Here is a 17,992-nt window from a genome sequence, read left to right as displayed (position 1 = left end):
GGGAACTCCGGGTCAGGATTTGGCGTGTCCGTATATCAGGTCTTCAAGTTCCGCCAAGCGGGCGCGGGCGAGGGCTTCTGCCGCATCAGCCGTCGGGGCCTCAGCCAAAGCCGTCGCCAAGGGGGCGCCCAGGGGGATGAACGTGCCAGGCGGCCCCCGGTCGGCAGCCCAGTCGGGCCATGGAATATCATTAAGAATTATGGACCAGCGGTCGGCGTGCAGGATGGCGGCGGCTTTCGCCGATTTGGCTGGGCCGGGATCCCTCGCGGTGGGTGTCCCGGCGGTCCAGGCAGCGATGTGATCGGCGAAGAGTTGGCCGTCGTCGCTGTCGAGCACGTCGAGGGACGCTCCTGGCCGGGGATTGATTTCGAGCAGGTGCGGTGTGCGAGAGTTTTCGTTTGCGCGCTCTTGGTTTGCGCCCGGCGCGGATGGGACGAGGAAATCGAACGATGCCATGCCGTGCAGGCCGATGTCGGCCGCTACGGTGCGGACGGCGCGCGATATCTCTTCGCTGAGCCGTTCATCGAGGTCCGGCATCGAAACGCAACCGCCGAAACGAAATGGGTGCTCGTCGGACGGCGAGATCCATTGACGCGTGAGTGAGACGGCGCTTCCTTGCGGCGTGAATACGGCGCCTGCGGAAATGCGTTCGCCATCGAGCAACTTCTGGAAATAGCGGCGCGGCTTGGCGGCTTGAGGCCCGTGACAGGCACGGATATGGCGGCCGCCACTGCCGCCGACACGCTTCGAGATCCAACCGCCCGGATCGGCGGGTGGAGACGTTCGCGTTTCGGGATGCGGAATACCGAGCCTGTCGAGAACCCCGAAGAAGCTCTGCGGGTCCTTGCAGACTTTGTAGGTCGAGGCGCCGGAGCCGAGCAGCTTGAACCGGCTTGCGAGTGCGGCGACGAGACGAGGTTTATCCTCGAAGCCCGAACCCAGGACGAGGCCGATCGGGGCAGATCGCGCGGATTGCGAAAGCTCCGTCAACGCTGCAATGATCGGTTTCGTGCGGAAGCCGGTTTGCATGGCGCCGTCGAGAACGCGAAAGTCCTCGGCGGCGACTTGTGTATCGAGATCGCCGAAGGCATCGGCGACGAGCGGTCTATAACCGGCGCGCCGGGCGGATTGCGCGAGGCTCCGCCCGGAAAAAGCGGCGATGAGAACCGTTTCGCCGCTCACCGTTTTTCTCCGGCGTCAGGCCTCAAGCCAGTCCGACGAGCTTCTTCGCGAAGGTGTAGGCATCGCGGAAGTCGAGCACGAGCGGCTTGTCGGAATCGATCATCTGCTTGAACAGGCCCGATTCACATTTGTACTTGATGTCGCCGATCGCGAGCGGGCCGACGCCGAGGGCGTCGCAACCGGGGAGCTTTTCGCCATTCATGAAAAGCTCCATGCCTTCGACGCCTGCGGGCGGCACGGCGTTGACGTCGGCGATGACCTTCAGGTTCTTGGCGAGGGCTTTGTGTTCCTTCGAGACGACCTGAACGCCGGCTGCCGCTGCCGCGAAGATCACGTCAGCGTTGGCGATGATCTCAGCCTTTTGCGCGTCGGTTTCGCCGGGGACGGCCTTCAGGTCGACGCCGAAGCGGGCCTTCGAAACCTCGGCGCTCTTGATGACGCGCTCGACGCCGCGGTGGGCGACGAGCTGGACGTCGGCGCCTTCAAGGGCGGAGATGATGGAGGAAGCAAATCCGACGACGCCGGTTGCGCCGAAGACTGCAACCTTCACGCCCTTCCAGTCTTTATTGAACTTGTCCTTCAGAAGCTTCTCGACGCAGGCGACCATCGCGGCCGCGGTCGTGAACGAGCCTGCCGGGTCGGCGAATACCGAGCATTCGAACGGGGGGACCATCGCCTTCTTCGCTGCGTCGAGCATGTCGAGGGCGAGGATCGCATCCTTGCCGCCCATGAAGAATCCGGTGCGTACGCCGTAATTCGGGGGGCGCGAGAAAATCGCGTCCTGGATGAGGCCGGTCACTTCACCTAATTCCACGTTGATGTAGGGAACGATCACCTTGTAGCCAGCGTCAGCCGCCATGTTCACGTCGAAGGGGCTCATGTGCTTCTGCGGCGCGAGCATATGCAGAATAGGTGTGGCGTCGCTCATTTGATTTATTGCTCCGTTCGTTAGGAATTTCGCAGCGATTCTATGGTGGCGCCGGAATTGCGGCCCTGTGCAATCTGGATTTCGAGACCGACGCCTTTAGCCTCTTCGTATAAAGAATGATAGAGGCGTTCTGCCGCTTTTTGGCTTTCGACAAAGGCGAACCCGGTTGGACCCCAGGAGCTTTGTCCGATGCCGGTTGCACCGAGTTCTCGCATTCGCGCTGCGAGATGTCCGACGGCTCTACTTGTCCAGGCGCTACCGCCCTGTTTCGCCGCGAAATGCCCGCCGACGATCTCCTGAATTTCCGTCAGCGCAGAGCCAAACGCGCCGAGGTCTTCCTCTTTCAACCCGGGCACGAGTTTCATCAGGACCAAATGGCAGATATGCGCGGCGCTCGTTTCGGGAAAGGGGGGGAGCCCGGCAAATGCCGTGGTCTCGGCTTCTCCGGAAACGCCTGCATTGCGTGGGTCCAGGATGAGCATCACCCGCCATTCAACCGGGAAGTCGGAGCGCAGCGTCAGGGGCGGGGGCCTGTCCTCTTTGCCTTTGCCTCCGTCGATGATGAAGCCGCCTGACCGGAATGCTTCGAGCCCGATGCCGGAACGGGCTCCGCGATCACCCAGGGCCGCGAGGTCTGCCGCTGAAAGCTCGCGTCCCTCCATCCGCGCTACCGCCGCGCCGACAGCAAGGGCGAGTTGTGTTCCCGATCCGAGGCCTGCATGCGCGGGGATGGCTTCGGAAACAGTTATGGCGTAGCCGTTGTCTTGGTTTTCGCCTGCGAATTTGTGGAGAAGGGCAACGGCTCGCTGGCTTTCGGGTCCGGTGGCCGAATGGCGGCCGGCATTCGCTAGCGTGAGTTCGGTGCTCGGTCGGTCGATGCTCAAGCCAATGCTTCCGTAGCGCCGGCCTAGGCCCCCGTTCAAATCGAGGAAGCCGAGGTGCAGTCGCGCGGGAGCCGTGACGCGGATCGCGGCAGAGGTTGCCGGAAAAGGCCTCACGTAAGACAGTCCTTTCTGATAGCCGCCGGGGGGCATCCGTTTGATTGTTGACCGGTTGCGGCGGCGGTAGGATTTAAAGAAGCGAGTTGTCCGATAATTGGAGGTCGAGGGCAAGATGAGTGCAGAACGCGAAAAACCGATGGCCGACGCCGATGTTAATGCTTGGCTGGCCGCCAACCTTCCGACCTGGAAGCTCGAGAACGGCTGGATACGCCGCACATACAAGACAGCGAGCTGGAAGGGCACGCTCATGGTCGTCAATACCGTCGGCCATCTCGCCGAAGCGGCGTGGCATCACCCGGATATGACGCTCTCGTATGCTTGGGTCGAGGTTCGCCTGATGAACCATGCGTCCAAGGGCATCACCTCGAAGGATCTCGAGCTCGCGAAAAAGATCGAAGAGGTCGTGCACTGGCAGCCGGGCAAAGAGGGCAAAGGCCTCGAAGGCACGCCCTCCGGCGACATGCGGTTTGCGTACATCAAATACGACTGAACGTTGCGGCCGGAGGCAAGTTCAATGGCGGACGCCGAGAGGGCGCGAGCGGAGCTGCAAGGGTCTGCTAGGGCATACGATGCCATTTTGGCGCTCGGCACGAACCTCGGCGACCGCATTGAAAATATCGAGGAAGCGATCCGCTGGCTCACGGCCGACGGATCAATCCGGCTCGTCTCGCGATCGAAGCTCTATCGATCGGCTCCGTGGGGTGTCACGGACCAGGATTGGTTCATCAATGCGTGCATTGCGATCCAAACGACCCTGTCGCCGCACGAACTCCTCAAGCGCTGCCAGACGGTCGAAAACGATATGGGACGCGTACGTACTCTCCGATGGGGCCCGCGCATCATCGACGTCGATATCCTGACGTTCCAGGACCTCACCATCGCGGAGCCGGACCTCACCGTTCCGCATCCGCTCATCGCCGAGCGTGCGTTCGTGCTGGTGCCGCTCAAGGATGTCGCGCCGGAGCTGAGGCTCAACGGCCGGTCGATCGATGCGATGCTGGAGACGCTCGACCGAAGCGAGGTCGAAGCGGTTCAACCGTGATGAACCTCGGTGACGCTCCAGCGGGCAAAAAGAAAAGCGCAGCGAAGAATCCGATCTTCGCTGCGCTTTCTATTAAACGGAACTCAGACGACGAGTTCTGATTACTTCAGCGTCTTGAGATATTCGATGAGGTTGGCGCGGTCGCCTTCATCCTTGAGGCCGGCGAAGATCATCTTGGTGCCGGGGACGTCCTTGGCGGGACCCTGCAGCCATTTGTCGAGCGAGGCTTCATCCCAGGTGATGCCGGACTTCTTCAGCGCATCCGAATAGTTGTAATCCGGCAGGCTTCCAGCAACGCGGCCGAAGACGCCGTCAAGATGAGGGCCTACCCCGTTCTTACCTACCTGATGGCAGGCCTTGCACTTATTGAAGACCGTCTTGCCGGCATCCGCATCGGCGGACATGGCAGCGGTCGGAACTGCTGCGATCATTGCAATCGCCAGAACCCACTTGCGCATTTCGTTTTCCTTCCCGTTTCGCCTGAGTGGCATTTTTAGAAACGCTCCAACTCATAGCTCAGTGGCAGGAAGTTGCCATTTTTTTTCTGAACCGCGACCGAACAGAATGCCGCACCGGGCAAAAAAAAATCCCATGCGATTTCGCTGCACTGCGCGCGCGGGCTCAGGCTCGGTTAAATGAACATTGCTCGCCGGTCGTTCCTGACCAACCCTTATTCGGCCGCCGTGGCTTTGACAGGGCTCATGCGGCGGTAGACGAACGCGGGAGGATTGGCGACACCGCTTTCGGCCTCGGCGGCGGCAACGAACGCCAGGTGGTGTGGCGAGAGCTTGCAGGCCGGATCGGTGTTCGTCGGATCGCCGGTAAACGCCATCGCCTGGCAGCGGCAGCCGCCAAAATCGATTTCGGCGCGCGGGCAGCCCCGGCAGGGTTCCTTCATCCAGCTGGTGCCACGATATTTTTCGAACGCCTGACCGTGTAGCCAGATGTCGGCCAGACGCCGGTCTTTGACGTTGTCGAACTCGAGGCCCGGTACCGATTCTGCAGCATGGCAGGGGAGGACGCGGCCCTGCGGGGTCACGTTCATGACGCCACGGCCCCAGCCGCCCATGCAGGGCTTCGGCGTCTTGGCGTAGTAGTCCGGTACGACGAAATCGAAGACCATGATGCCCTTCAGGCGCTCTTTGGCTTCTTCGACGATTTCAGCGCTCTTCAGAACCTGCGCGCGCGTCGGCATAAGGCTCGCGCGGTTCTTCAACGCCCAGGCGTAGTACTGGATGTTCGCAACTTCGATGCGGCCGGCGCCCATCTCGACGGCGAAATTGATGATGTTCGGCAGGTTCTCGATATTATGGCGATGTATCGGGGCGTTGATGGTGAGCGGCATGTCGAATTCGCGCACCCACTTGCCGACTTCGCGCTTCTTGGCGAGGCCGTTCTTGTAGGCCGAGATTTTTTCGGCGTTCGCTTCGTCGACGTCCTGGATGGAGAGCTGGACGTGGTCGAGCCCCAGTTCTTTCAGACGTTTCAGGCGGTCGCGCGTGAGCGTTACGCCGGCGGTGATGAGGTTGGTGTAAAGACCCACCTTCGCTGCAACCTCGACGATGTCTTCGAGATCCTTGCGAACGGTCGGTTCGCCACCTGAAAGATGGATTTGCAGGATGCCGAGGTCGGCAGCCTGGCGCATGACGTCCTGCCACTCGGCGGTCGTCAGCTCGCTGTTGACGCGGTCGAGCTCAAGCGGGTTCGAGCAGTAAGGGCACTGGAGCGGGCAGCGGTGCGTCAGCTCCGCAAGGAGGCCGACCGGTGCGCGGGCGCAAGCCTCAACCAGGGGCTTCTCGGAGAACTGCTCCATCGGTGCTACTTCGTTCATTGACGTCAGCTCCGTTTTGTCCCGAGTTCTTAAGCTCTGATTACGCCCTTATCCGAAAGCTCCTGGAGCATGGATATGGTGTCTGCGAGTATTTCCTGCAGTGGCGCGTTGTACTCTTTCGCAAGCTCCGACGCGATCTGCTCGACCGAGTTCACGCCATCACAGCGCTTCAAGATTTCGATAGCGATTGGATCGGGCTCGAAGACGCGTTCAGGCGCTAGCACGTGCCAACGGCCGCGGCCGGGATCGTGCCGTAACTTAATATGGGGTGGCAGCGCCGGCTTTGAAGCCGGCGCTATGATCACACGTGTGCGATGTGCTTCGCCGCTCATCGATCAGCCTCTGGCCGGAATGCGCCCGGCGGAATGTGTCCATCAATGTAGGCGTGGTGGAGCGCATCGAGCTGCACCCACAGCACGTTACACTTGAAACGCACGGCCTCGACGCAGGCTTCCTGTTCGTCGCGCGTCTTGGCGTTCTTCAGGATGTACTGCAACGCGAAGTCGGCGTCGCGCGGCGCCTGGGTCAGCCGGCGCTTGAAGTAGGCCATCACCTTGTCGTCAATGAAATCGTAGTTCTCGAGCATGCCGGCGATCCGCTCTTTATGGATCTTCGGCGCGAAGAGTTCCGTCAGCGACGATGCGACGGCGATCGTCAATGGCTGCTCGCGGACGAATGTGACGTAGGCCTCGACGGCGAAAATGGTGGCAGGTAGCGCGCCGCGCCGCGAGATCACATATTCACGATCGAGACCGAGACCGTCCGTCAAGATAAGCCAGCGTTCGATGCCGCCCGGCTCGTCCGGCGGAAGGCCGTCGTGGTCGAGAATGCGGTGCGTCCATTCCCGGCGCAGCTCGCGGTCATAGGCACGGCTGATGAGGGCAGCATCCTTGCGCGGCACTGCGGATTGATAGCAGAAGCGGTTCAACGCCCAGGCTTGGACCTGGCCGCGATTGAGTTTGCCCCCATGCAGCATGTGATGGAAGGGGTGCAGGTCGTGATAGCGCTCCGGTCCGACGGCGCGGATGGCGGCTTCGAATTCCGCGGGCGACATCGGCGGCTCGTTTTCACGGCGTTCGGCGTTTTTCTTTTCGAGGCTGACAGGGTTCATAAGCGGACCTCCATGCCGTCGAAGCCAACTTCCCATCCGGCAGCATCGACGACTTTACGGGCTTCTGAGTTCTCGTCCAGGATTGGGTTGGAATTGTTGATGTGGACGTAGATCCGGCGCTTCACATTGAGCTGGCGCAATGCCGAAATCGAACCGTCGGGGCCGGAGACCGAGATATGGCCCATGCGCTTGCCGGTCTTATTCAGCAGTCCCTGAGTCAGCATCTCGTCGTCAACGAAGAGAGTGCCGTCCAGGAAGATCAAATCGGCGCCGCGGATCTTGTCGGCGAGCGGAGGGTCGATCTCGGCGACGCCCGGAATGTAGAAAAACGATTTCCCGGTTTTGGCATCGGTGACTTTGAGGCCGATGGTGTCGCCGTCGCGGCTGCCGAAGTTATTGCCGGCGTCGCCTTTCTCCAGAAAGAGCGCGACTTTGCCGGGTACGGCGAAGGCTTCGACGACGAGGCCGAGGTCGACGCCGCCGCCTTCGAGGCGCGTCGGCTGGTCGAGTTCGAAGGTGTTGCGGGAAACCTTGTCCCGGGCAAGCACTTCGAAAATGCTATTGGCGTTCAGGGTCGCCAGAACGCGGTCTGCGGCGTAGATCGAGAACGGCTGGCCTTCGCGGAGGCTGAGCAGGCCGGTGATGTGGTCCACGTCGGCGTTGGTCAGGACGACGGCCTTGATCGGCGAATTGCGCAGTGCGCCCGCCTTAGCCGGCTGGAGTTCCGGTGTTTCGTTGATCTGCTGGCGGATATCGGGCGAGGCGTTGAGCAATACCCAGTTCGAGCCATCAGCACTGACGGCGAGAGACGATTGCAGCCTTGCCTTATATCCCGCTACGCCGGCTCTCACTTTGGATGAGTGAAAGCCATTGCAATTCCATTGCGGGAATCCGCCCCCAGCGGCGGACCCGAGTACTTTGATGATCATATGCGCTGAATGTGGTTGCGCCGACGGGTCGCCGAAGCCGGCAGCGCTCTCAATTATTCGAGATGAAACGGCCGCGGCGGCCGATGATGCATCGACCGCCGCGCCGGTGTCTCACAAACCTTGCGAGACCGAAGACTTCATCGGTTAGATGAGGTCGATCTCGGCCGGCAGGTAGCTCGTGACCTCAAGGCCAACTTCCTGCTCGCGCACTGCGGGTTTGGTCCAAATCTTCATAGTGTTTCCTCCAAAGCGGTAAACTGCTTACGTCTTCGCAGACCCCGCCGAGGGCCCACCAGATCGGTGCAGGCACTTTTGTCGTGCCGCCCCAATCTGCGGATCAGCTGACCAAAGTCAAGGCTGGTTGCCGCTGTCCACTGATGTAGATCATGTTCCGGGTCTTCTTTTCAAATCAATGCGCTTCACGTCTGCGTGTGAACGAATTGACCCGGCGCTTGCCCGTTATGCCTGGTTTGGGATTTCACCCTCGGGCCTGCCGGATTCGAGTCCATTTCAGCGCGCCATCTGCAACCCGAATTTCCGCCGGGCTAGATCTGGGATATTAGAAAAATATTCTTATCTTTGGGGTGGAATGCCGCAGGTGCGTAGAAAATTGTTCTACAATATCGTATGCAATCGGCCTTGGCAGCGTGACGTTCGGCTTTCTCGGTCGGCTGTTAAGGATTGACCTTTAAGAATGCGCGGCCAGCTCACGCGGCCGGCCGGCATGTTTGGGCTTTTCCGGAGCTCGGAGGCGCGCTACGCCCGCGCCTTGAACGCCGGGCTGATACCCTGACGAGGAGAGCTTTTAGTGACCGCGACCCCACTGCTTCCGCGCAATGCGCCCTTTCTGCCGGAAGACATCGAACTGTTGAACAAAGTGGTTGCGCGGACAACTCCGCAGCAGCGTTCGTGGCTTGCCGGATTTTTCGCGGGTTTCGAGGCCGCGCAAGGCGGCGGCATGGCCCAGGTGGTGCCGGCATCCAAGCCGCGTGCGCCGCTCACTATTCTCTATGCGAGCGAAAGCGGTAACTCCGAAGCCCTCGCAAGCAAGGCAAAGAAGGCCGCCCAGAAGCACGGTCTCGACGCGAAGGTCTTCGATATGGCCGACGCCGATATGGCGCTGCTGGCCAAGGCGAAGAACATCGTCGTGTACGCCGCGACCTGGGGCGAGGGCGATCCGCCCGCCCGCGCTGTCGATTTCTATCAAGCGCTGATGAGCGACGCGGCACCGCGCATCGATGGCGTTCGGTTCGCGGTTCTGGCGCTGGGCGATACGGCCTACACACAGTTTTGCGCAATCGGCAAAGCCATCGATCAGCGGCTCGAAGAATTAGGTGGTGTGCGGACGTTCGATCGCGTCGATCTCGATCTCGATTATGCCAAGAAGGCTGCGGAGTGGACGGAAGGTGCGCTTGCCAAGCTCGCACCGGAAGACACGCAGGCTGCGGGCGGAACGGTCGTGCATGTCGATTTCGGCGGCGCCTTTCCGCAGGCCGACGATGACGAACCCAAGTTCACCGCGGAGCAGCCGCTCGAAGCCGAGATCTCGGCGCTCGTCAATTTGAACGGCAGCGGCTCGACGCGCGAAACGTGGCACACGGAATTCGCGTTCGACGATCCGGCTTTCACCTATCAGCCGGGAGATGCGATCGGCCTGCTGCCGGAAAACGATCCGGGTCTCGTTGATGATCTTCTGCAGGCTGTCGGACTCGGTTCGGATGCCGCGCTGTTCCTGAAGCTGCAGAAATCCTATGACGTCACGACGCTGTCGCGAGCGGCCGTCGAGAACTACGCGAAGCTGACAGGGCGCGCCGACGTCAAGGCGTTGCTCGAGGGCGAGGCTTATCCGAAGTTTGCTTCCGACCGGCAGCTCATCGACCTTTTCCTGGCGTACCCGGAGAAGCTCACCCCGGAACAGCTGACAGGTCTTTTGCGGCCGTTGCCGGGACGGCTCTACTCGGTCGCGTCGAGCCTCAAAGCGCATCCGGGTGAAGCGCATCTTCTCGTCGGCGCGGTTCGCTGGCAATCACATGGCCGCGAGCGCAAGGGCGTAGCTTCGACGTTCCTCGGCGAGCGCCGCAGGATCGGCCAGACGGGCCGCATCTACGTCAAGCCGAACCGGCATTTCCGTCTGCCGGCGGACGGGCACACGCCGATCATCATGATCGGCGCGGGAACAGGCGTTGCGCCCTATCGCGGCTTCGTCGAAGAGCGCATTGCGGACGGCGCCAAGGGCAAGAGCTGGCTCTTCTTCGGCGAGCGGAACTTCACCAATGACTTCCTCTATCAGCTCGAGTGGCAGGACTATCTGGCGTCGGGCGATCTCTCTCGGATCGATGTTGCATTCTCGCGCGATCAGCCGGAAAAGATCTATGTCCAGCATCGCATCTGGGAAAGGCGAGCGGACATCAATGCGTGGCTGCAGGAAGGCGCGCACATTTACGTCTGCGGCGACGAGAAGGGCATGGCGAAGGACGTCGATGCGACGCTCGTCAAGGTTCTTGCCGAACCGCTGAAGGGCGATGAAGAGGCGGGCCGCGCGAAGCTCAAGGAGCTGACGAAGGCCGGCCGCTATCAACGCGACATCTACTAATTCAATTGCACGAAATCCCTTCGCAGCCGCCGAGGCCGAAGGGAGCCGGGGAATACGAAATGACCGACAAGCGTTCGAAGAACGAGATCATCAAAGAGCACAGTCATCAGCTGCGCGGTACGCTGGCTGAGGGTCTGCTCAAAGTCGAAACAGGCGCCATCGCGGAAGACGATCAGCAGCTGATCAAGTTCCACGGCTCCTACATTCAGGACGATCGCGACGTTCGCGGCGAGCGGGGAAAGAAGAAGCTCGAGAAGGCTTACTCCTTCATGATCCGCCTGCGCATTCCGGGCGGTGTCGTGACACCGAAGCAATGGCTCGGGCTCGATACCATCGCGAGTACGTATGCGAACGGCACGATGCGGCTGACGACGCGCGAAACATTCCAGTTTCACGGCGTCATCAAGTCGAACCTCAAGCGCACGATGCAGTCGTTCAACGACATCTGCCTCGATACGCTGGCTGCTTGCGGCGACGTCAATCGCAACGTGATGACGGCGGCCAATCCGCATCTGTCGAAGGCGCATAAGCAAGCCTACGATCTCGGCAAGGCGATCAGCGAGCACTTGCTTCCGCGAACGGGCGCCTATCACGAGATCTGGCTCGATGGCGAGAAGGTCGAAGACGCGTCGCGGCCCGCGAAGAAAGACGAAGAGCCGATCTACGGCGTGCATTACCTGCCGCGCAAGTTCAAGGTCGTCGTGGCGGTGCCGCCCGATAACGACGTCGATATTTATGCGCACGACCTCGGCTATATCGCCATCGTCGAGAAGGGCGAACTCGTCGGCTGGAACGTTACCGTCGGCGGCGGCATGGGCATGACGCACGGCGATACGAATACCTTCCCGCGTACGGCGGATCTTCTTGGCTTCTGCAAGCCCGATCAGGCGATAGACGTTGCCGAAAAGGTCGTCACCGTTCAGCGGGACTGGGGCAATCGCGAAAACCGCGCGCGGGCGCGACTGAAGTATACGATCGAAGATCGTGGGCTCGATAATTTCCGCGATGAAGTCGAGCGGCGTCTCGGGTTCAAGTTCGAGAAGCCGAAGCCGTTCAAGTTCACCGGCACGGGGGACAAAATCGGCTGGCGGCAAACGATCGACGCGAAGAAGACTTCGGACAAGGCCTGGCATCTCACGCTCTTCGTCGAGAACGGGCGCATCAAGGATCGCCCGGGCTATGCCTTGCGTACGGCGCTGCGCGAGATCGCTGAACTCGGTATCTGCGATTTCGTCTGCACGGCGAACCAGAACGTCATTCTCGCGAACGCCACGGCCAAAGCTAAGTCCAAGATCGAGGCGGTCTTCAAATCGCATGGGGTTTCGCTCGACGTGTCGTCGGGGCTTCGGCGCAATGCGATGTCGTGCGTCGCGCTGCCGACGTGCGGTTTGGCACTGGCGGAAGCCGAACGCTTCCTTCCCGATCTCGTCACCGCGCTCGAAGAAAGTCTCGACAAAGCCGGTCTCAACGATGACGACATCGTCATCCGCATGACGGGTTGCCCGAATGGCTGCGCGCGGCCGTATCTTGCGGAGATCGGCCTCGTCGGCCGCAATCCGGGGCTTTACAACCTCTATCTCGGCGCGGCGTTCAACGGGTCGCGACTGTCGAAGCTTTACGCGCAGGATGTCGACAAGCAGCGCATCGTTTCGCTGCTCGAGCCGCTGTTCATCGCTTATTCGAAAGAGCGCGAGAAGGGCGAGCACTTCGGCGATTTCGCGATCCGGCATGGCGCCGTGGCGATCACGCCGGCCGGCAATCAGTTCCACAGCGACGTGAAGCTGGTTTAGGAGCCCTGAACCGTTTCTTTCGTCATCCCGGCGAAGGCCGGGATCCATCCAAGCCTGAATAGCGAAGAACAGAAGCCTGGACGGATCCCCGCCTGTGCGGGGATGATATTCTGCGCGGGCTTTTTTCGGCCAGCTAAGCCTTCAGCGAGAGCTGGTAGGCGGCGAAGCAGAGGATCGCCGCCAGGAAGATACGCAGCAGTTGATCGGGTAGAATCCCGGTCAAGCGCGATCCGATAGCGATGCCTGGGATCGAGCCGACGAGCAGCAGTCCCAAGAGTTCGAAGCTCGTATTCCCGATCGACATGTGGCCAAGGCCCGAGACGAGCGTCAGCGGCACTGCGTGCACGATGTCGGTGCCGATCAGGCGGCGCGTGCGGAGCATCGGATAGAGCAGAGTCAAGATAACCACGCCAATGGCGCCTGCGCCGACCGACGTCAGCGTTACGATAGAGCCGAGCGTCAAGCCAAGCAGCATCGTCGGCAAGCGGCGGACTTTGATCTCTACCGGTTCGCCGACGTGGGCATGGCCGCGAACGACGAACGGATAGATCAGGATCGCGAGTGAACTCAGCACAAGCGCCGCGACGAGCGCCTGCTTGATGAAATGAGCAAGCGCCGCGGTGTCGGGATTGAGCAGGTGCAGAACGACAAGCATCGCGACGGAGCCGGGGACGCTGCCCAACGCGAGCCAGCCGACGAGGTGCCAATTGACGTTTCCGAAATTGTGATGGGGCCAGGCGGCCGATGCCTTGGTGATGGAGGCGAACAGCAAGTCGGTGCCGACGGCCAGCGCGGGCGGCACACCGATATTCGTAATCAAGAAGGGAGTCATCAGCGAGCCCGCGCCGACGCCCGTCATACCGACGAGGAAGCCGACGACGAAGCCGCCCGTAATCACCATTGGCCACAGGGTGTGCAAATCGAATTCGGGCATGGGATTCCGTTGCGCGGTTGACGGACTGACCTACGCGAGATCACCCCGATCTGCAATTGCGGATTTTGTGCTGATATAGCGCGGAACCAAGGTCAGGTTGTCAGCCCGGCGCTATGCCGAGGATCCATCGCGCCATGCAGCATCGAGCTATTGGATTAATGCATCCTCGGGACGAGCCCGAGGATGACATTGCTGGTGTGCGTTCGCGCGATGCAACACGGCTGCGCGTGGTTGGCAGCCGGCTTAGAGGCCCGGGTCCATCCCGTCATCGACCGGCGGCGGCGGTTCGATCGCCACGGAGACGCCGGCCGAGCGCAGAATGATCGCGACCTCGTTGGCGCGGCGCATGAACTCCTCGCGATCGCTCGAACTCATCGACAGGTCGCGATTGAGGCCGTTTGCGAGCATATCGCGCTTCAGTACGAAGTGACCCTCGGCCGGTTGTTCCGCCTTGGCATTGACGGATGTCGCGATGCCGCCGGCCATCGTTGCGCCGGTGACGGAATCGACGAGCAACAGCGTGCCGGTTTCCGGCGTCTCGGTGAAGACGTCGATGGAGGCGGCACGGCCGAGCGAAATTTTCGCAATCGCGATGTCGTTCGCACTGCAGCTGCGCGCCGGACGCGACGCCATCGTTTCGAGATCGAGGAGCGCTTTGATCTCGATGTTGGAGATCGGGATGAGGTCGGTGGACGTCCGCAAGAGATAGCCGGCCGTCGGGCTGAATGCGTCTTCCGAGAGCCACACAAAGCGGGCTTCGATCGTTTGTGCCGGAACGGGACGCATCTCGGGCGCCGACAGCACGGCGCCACGCGACACGTCGATATCGACGTCGAGCTGAAGGGCGACGGCCTGACCGGCGGAGGCGCTTGGAAGGTCGCCGTTCATCGTCGCGATGCGGATGACCTTGCCGCTGGCGTTGCTCAGGGCATCGACGACGATGTCGCCGACTTTCACCGAGCCTGACGTGACGGTGCCGGCGAGGCCGCGGAAATCCTGGCCGTCGCGGAGCACGGTCTGCACGGGAAAGCGAAAGACGGAGCCGGCTTCGCTGGTACGGCTCGGCGTTTTCTCCAGATGCTGGATCAGCGTCGGGCCCGTGTACCAGGGCATGTTGCCGGAGCCGGCTGATACGTTGTCGCCGAAGACGGCGGACAGCGGAATCGCGGTCGCGTCCCAGAAATTGAATTTCCAGCACAGCGTGCGGAAGTCAGCCTCGATTTTTCGGAACACGTCTTCCGACCAGCCGACGAGGTCCATCTTATTGACGGCGAGCACGACGTGCTTGACGCCGACGAGATCGAGGATCGCGGTATGGCGCTTCGTTTGCTTCTTCACGCCCGAGCGCGCGTCGACGAGCACGATCGCGACGTCGGCGTGGGACGCGCCCGATGCCATGTTGCGCGTGTACTGCTCGTGGCCGGGGGAATCGATGATGACGAAACGGCGCGTGTCGGTATCGAAATACTTCCAGGCGATGTCGATCGTGATGCCTTGCTCGCGCTCAGCAACGAGGCCGTCGAGCAGCATCGAGAAATCGGGAAGATCGGTGCCCGCGGCCTTGCGGCCGGAGCGGCGCACGTTCTCGCGCTGATCCTCGTAGAGATCGGAGGCATCCCAAAGCAGGCGGCCGATCAAGGTCGATTTGCCGTCGTCGACGGAGCCGCAGGTCAGAAGATGCGTGATGCCGCCAAGCTCGCGCACCAGATTGGGCACGACTTCGAGATGGGGGGCAGCCTTCTGCGTGGCTTCCGTTTTATGCAGTGCGTGCACCGACATCAGAAATAGCCTTCCTGCTTCTTCTTTTCCATTGCGCCGGCCTGATCGTGATCGATCAAGCGGCCTTGGCGTTCCGAAGTCTGCGCGTTGATGGTTTCAGCGACGACGGATTCAATCGTATCGGCGTCGGATTCGACGGCGGCGGTGAGGGGATAATCGCCGAGGGTGCGGAAGCGGATCTTTCGCATCTCGACTTTTTCGCCATCGCGCGGTTGGAGGCGCTGGTCGTCCTGCATCAGGATTTGTCCGTTGCGGACGATCGTCGGTCGCTCGGCGGCGTAATAGAGCGGCACCACCTCGAGCTTCTCGCGCAGGATGTAGCGCCAGACGTCCTTTTCGGTCCAATTCGACATCGGGAAGACGCGGACGGTCTCGCCGGTTCCGAGACGGCCGTTCAACAGGTGCCACATCTCGGGGCGCTGTTTGCGCGGGTCCCAGCGGTGGCCGGAGGCACGGAACGAGAAGACACGCTCTTTCGCGCGGCTTGCTTCTTCGTCGCGGCGGGCGCCGCCGAACGCAGCATCGAAGCCATACTTGTCGAGCGCCTGCTTCAGCGCCTGCGTCTTCAGCACGTCGGTGTGGATCGACGGCGCGTGATCGATCGGATTGATCCCGCGCTTGATGCCTTCCTCGTTCGTGTGGACGATCAGATTCAATCCGAGTTCGCGGGCCGTGCGATCGCGGAATGCGATCATGTCCCGGAACTTCCACGTCGTATCGACGTGAAGGAGCGGGAAGGGCACGGCTTGCGGGAAGAACGCCTTGCGCGCGAGGTGCAGGAGAACGGTCGAATCCTTGCCGATCGAATACATCAGCACGGGCTTGCGGAACTGCGCCGCCGCCTCGCGGAAGATGTGGATGCTCTCGGATTCGAGTAGATCAAGATGTGAAGGCGAAGCCGTCATGCGGCGCGGTCCTCTGGTTCAAATCCGGGGTCTTCGGACTGCGTGTGAAGTCCGCATTCCTTGCCGTTCTCGTTTTCCCACCACCAGCGCCCGGCGCGAATGTCTTCGCCGGGCTTGATGGCGCGCGTGCACGGCTGGCAGCCGATCGACGGGAAGCCTTGGGCATGGAGTGCGTTGACGGGAATTTTGTTCCCCGCCACGTAGTCTTCGAGCTGAGCCAGCGTCCAATCGGCGATGGGGTTCAGCTTGATGAGTTTGGCGCCCGCGTCGTAGCTCGCGAACGGTACGTGCGAGCGGCCTTGCGATTGCTCGCGGCGGAGGCCGGTCAGCCAGGCGGCTGCGCCTTCGAGCGCGCGATTGAGCGGGCGGACCTTGCGTATTTCGCAGCAGGCCTTCCGCGCTTCTATGGAATAGCGAAAGCCGTAAATGCCGTCGTTCGAAACGAGGTCCTCGACTTCGGCTGAGTCCGGAAACATCACGCGGATCTTGATGCCGTACTTGCCTTCGGTTTCGAACAGCGTGTCGAGCGTCTCGGGGAAGTGCCGGCCGGTATCGAGGGTGAAAATGTCGATGTTCGTTGCTGTGGTCGCCACGGCGTGCGTGATCGCCTGATCCTCGATGCCGAGACTCGTCGAGAATGCGATCGTGCCGTCGATGGCCGCACGGATGGCGGCGAGGCGCTCCTCGAGCGTCGTCAAGCTCGCGAGCTTCGCGTCAAGGTCAGCGGCAACCGCATGTTGCGGCGCGGAATGATCATTGCCCGCCGGTCCGCCAGGAGCGGACGCGGGTGCTTCGAACAGCGTCATGGAAGGCCTCCAGTGCTGGGATACATAGGGGTAAATCATTCCCCTGAGAAGCCATTTTCACAAATAAGAATAGGATATTATTCCGGGATGTAAGGCTGGAAGGCGTTTTTGTCGCCGTCGAGGTCCGTAGAACCCGGATGCGTTTGGGCCCTGCGACAGGCCGTTCCGGGTCTCCGTTTCGGGTGGGAGGAAGCGGAGGGTGCCGCGGGGCTGCTGCTCCTACAACTTCTGGCGGTTCGCCCGGGCGAGCCAGGCGACCAGTCCGTTTGCGGCCCGCTTGGCGGTTGCTAAGGTTGGCTGCAGCAGATGGCCCCGGGTTGGCGCCCATCGCCACCCTCGGGCAGGTTTGCGCCCGCCCAATAGCGGCGCGCCTGCCCGGACAAGCATCGGCTCTGAGAGAGCGGCCAGTTTGAGGCCAACGGCGATCGCTTCGCTTTTCAATCACCACGCGTAGTCGAAGAGGTCCAGTTCGGGGCGTGCAAATCTTTCAATATGCTGACGGGCCGCAGGAGTGATGACATCTCGATAATGGATTTCATTCGGACGTACTCCGCCCTTGGCATTTGGCAGTGTGAGCGGTTGGTCGATGCCCAATCGACTCAACGTGGATTGAAAACCACTCTCCAGTTCTTCGTAGCGGATAAAATGGTCGACTAGCACGTCGCCCCCTGACGTATACATGAACCAATTCGTCAGCAGGGAAGGCGTCGACTTTTCCAAAAGATACTTGTTGATCGTTTCCTTGGTATGCGTGCTGGTCTTTCGATTGTTCCAGAAGTATTGGCTCAACGCCCGGTCGTATGGATTGCGAACGATGGTGAATTTGAAGTAGCTGTCCCACACCGATTTGGGCAACGCGCGCCGCACTCGGACGGCGGGCATGTGTTCGTAAAACGCCTTGCGAAATCGAAAGTGTTTGGAGACGGGGGAGAGCGGAGGTATCGGAAGCGACACATACGCAGCGCGATAAAGTGGAATTGCAAGGTTGCGGGCCCGGTAGGCCGGGTATTTTCGTTCCTTGGATTCTCTCGCCGGCGCGATGATGTCGTCCGCTCCACAAAGTTCAGAAAGCGATATTTCGATGCTCGTGCCGGCGGTCTTGCTGGTCTTGACGAAGATGAAGCGTCGAGCGTGTGAAACGATCATTGTAGATGCCTCGTG

The 17,992-nt window shown here is 61.2% G+C and carries 18 protein-coding genes; 4 read left to right on the top strand and 14 right to left on the bottom strand.

Translation table 11 applies throughout. The features are described 5' to 3' along the window. Positions 1-12 precede the first annotated feature (12 nt). From BM399_RS19105 to BM399_RS19095, 3 genes are read right to left on the bottom strand one after another with little or no spacing between them, the layout of a single operon-like run. The gene (locus BM399_RS19105) at positions 13-1,182 is read right to left on the bottom strand and encodes an ATP-grasp domain-containing protein (protein WP_092869378.1); all 1,170 of its coding nucleotides are present in this window, start codon (positions 1,180-1,182) and stop codon (positions 13-15) included. A gap of 22 nt (positions 1,183-1,204) precedes the next feature. Then, entirely contained in the window at positions 1,205-2,110 is a 906-nt protein-coding gene (locus BM399_RS19100; RefSeq protein WP_092869377.1) for an NAD(P)-dependent methylenetetrahydromethanopterin dehydrogenase, read from the bottom strand. Between the two features lie 20 nt (positions 2,111-2,130). Beyond that, positions 2,131-3,144: a beta-ribofuranosylaminobenzene 5'-phosphate synthase family protein gene (locus BM399_RS19095; RefSeq protein WP_092869376.1), complete on the bottom strand. Its 1,014-nt coding sequence runs from the start codon at positions 3,142-3,144 to the stop codon at positions 2,131-2,133. A gap of 79 nt (positions 3,145-3,223) precedes the next feature. Between BM399_RS19095 and BM399_RS19090 the strand changes: the two genes are divergently transcribed. Together BM399_RS19090 and folK are read left to right on the top strand one after the other, a co-directional pair. Beyond that, the gene (locus BM399_RS19090; protein WP_092869474.1) at positions 3,224-3,601 is read left to right on the top strand and encodes a 4a-hydroxytetrahydrobiopterin dehydratase; all 378 of its coding nucleotides are present in this window, start codon (positions 3,224-3,226) and stop codon (positions 3,599-3,601) included. 24 nt (positions 3,602-3,625) lie between these two features. Next, on the top strand, positions 3,626-4,153 hold the full coding sequence (folK, locus tag BM399_RS19085) for a 2-amino-4-hydroxy-6-hydroxymethyldihydropteridine diphosphokinase (protein ID WP_092869375.1): 528 nt from the start codon (positions 3,626-3,628) through the stop codon (positions 4,151-4,153). 101 nt (positions 4,154-4,254) lie between these two features. On the opposite strand, the gene BM399_RS19080 is transcribed toward folK, so the two are convergent. From BM399_RS19080 to pqqA, 6 genes are all read right to left on the bottom strand, one after another. Then, positions 4,255-4,611: a c-type cytochrome gene (locus BM399_RS19080; RefSeq protein WP_092869473.1), complete on the bottom strand. Its 357-nt coding sequence runs from the start codon at positions 4,609-4,611 to the stop codon at positions 4,255-4,257. A 212-nt stretch (positions 4,612-4,823) separates the two neighbouring features. Next, positions 4,824-5,984, bottom strand: coding sequence for a pyrroloquinoline quinone biosynthesis protein PqqE (gene pqqE / locus BM399_RS19075; protein WP_092869374.1), 1,161 nt, complete (start codon positions 5,982-5,984; stop codon positions 4,824-4,826). A gap of 29 nt (positions 5,985-6,013) precedes the next feature. Beyond that, complete coding sequence (gene pqqD / locus BM399_RS19070; protein WP_092869373.1) at positions 6,014-6,316, bottom strand: pyrroloquinoline quinone biosynthesis peptide chaperone PqqD; 303 nt, start codon at positions 6,314-6,316, stop codon at positions 6,014-6,016. After that, the gene (gene pqqC, locus BM399_RS19065) at positions 6,313-7,095 is read right to left on the bottom strand and encodes a pyrroloquinoline-quinone synthase PqqC (RefSeq protein ID WP_092869372.1); all 783 of its coding nucleotides are present in this window, start codon (positions 7,093-7,095) and stop codon (positions 6,313-6,315) included. Before pqqC ends, pqqD begins: the two co-directional genes overlap by 4 nt. After that, entirely contained in the window at positions 7,092-8,024 is a 933-nt protein-coding gene (gene pqqB, locus BM399_RS19060; RefSeq protein ID WP_092869371.1) for a pyrroloquinoline quinone biosynthesis protein PqqB, read from the bottom strand. The genes pqqC and pqqB overlap by 4 nt, the downstream gene beginning before the upstream one ends. Positions 8,025-8,168: 144 nt before the next feature. Continuing rightward, positions 8,169-8,258 (bottom strand): pyrroloquinoline quinone precursor peptide PqqA, encoded by a 90-nt coding sequence (gene pqqA / locus BM399_RS19055; RefSeq protein WP_041921595.1) that lies wholly within the window; start codon positions 8,256-8,258, stop codon positions 8,169-8,171. 574 nt (positions 8,259-8,832) lie between these two features. On the opposite strand from pqqA, the gene BM399_RS19050 reads away from it, so the two are divergent. Next, positions 8,833-10,617 carry a diflavin oxidoreductase gene (locus tag BM399_RS19050; RefSeq protein ID WP_092869370.1) on the top strand — a complete coding sequence of 595 codons (1,785 nt, stop codon included), beginning with the start codon at positions 8,833-8,835 and terminating at the stop codon, positions 10,615-10,617. 59 nt (positions 10,618-10,676) lie between these two features. Then, positions 10,677-12,407 (top strand): NADPH-dependent assimilatory sulfite reductase hemoprotein subunit, encoded by a 1,731-nt coding sequence (locus tag BM399_RS19045; protein WP_092869472.1) that lies wholly within the window; start codon positions 10,677-10,679, stop codon positions 12,405-12,407. A gap of 133 nt (positions 12,408-12,540) precedes the next feature. Here BM399_RS19045 and BM399_RS19040 read toward each other — a convergent pair whose 3' ends face one another. The 5 genes from BM399_RS19040 to BM399_RS19020 form a co-directional block, all read right to left on the bottom strand. Next, complete coding sequence (locus BM399_RS19040; protein WP_092869369.1) at positions 12,541-13,341, bottom strand: sulfite exporter TauE/SafE family protein; 801 nt, start codon at positions 13,339-13,341, stop codon at positions 12,541-12,543. Between the two features lie 243 nt (positions 13,342-13,584). After that, complete coding sequence (locus BM399_RS19035) at positions 13,585-15,120, bottom strand: GTP-binding protein (RefSeq protein WP_092869368.1); 1,536 nt, start codon at positions 15,118-15,120, stop codon at positions 13,585-13,587. Continuing rightward, positions 15,120-16,025 (bottom strand): sulfate adenylyltransferase subunit CysD, encoded by a 906-nt coding sequence (gene cysD, locus BM399_RS19030; protein ID WP_092869367.1) that lies wholly within the window; start codon positions 16,023-16,025, stop codon positions 15,120-15,122. Before cysD ends, BM399_RS19035 begins: the two co-directional genes overlap by 1 nt. Continuing rightward, positions 16,022-16,831, bottom strand: a complete 810-nt coding sequence (locus BM399_RS19025) for a phosphoadenylyl-sulfate reductase (RefSeq protein WP_092869366.1) — start codon at positions 16,829-16,831, stop codon at positions 16,022-16,024. The genes cysD and BM399_RS19025 overlap by 4 nt, the downstream gene beginning before the upstream one ends. 441 nt (positions 16,832-17,272) lie before the next feature. Then, entirely contained in the window at positions 17,273-17,977 is a 705-nt protein-coding gene (locus BM399_RS19020) for a sulfotransferase family 2 domain-containing protein (RefSeq protein ID WP_092869365.1), read from the bottom strand. Between the last annotated feature and the right edge of the window lie 15 nt (positions 17,978-17,992).

This window comes from Hyphomicrobium facile (assembly GCF_900116175.1).
Lineage (GTDB): Bacteria > Pseudomonadota > Alphaproteobacteria > Rhizobiales > Hyphomicrobiaceae > Hyphomicrobium_B > Hyphomicrobium_B facile.
Note: the sequence above shows the minus strand (reverse complement) of the source record. Positions and strands in the feature narration are given on the sequence as shown.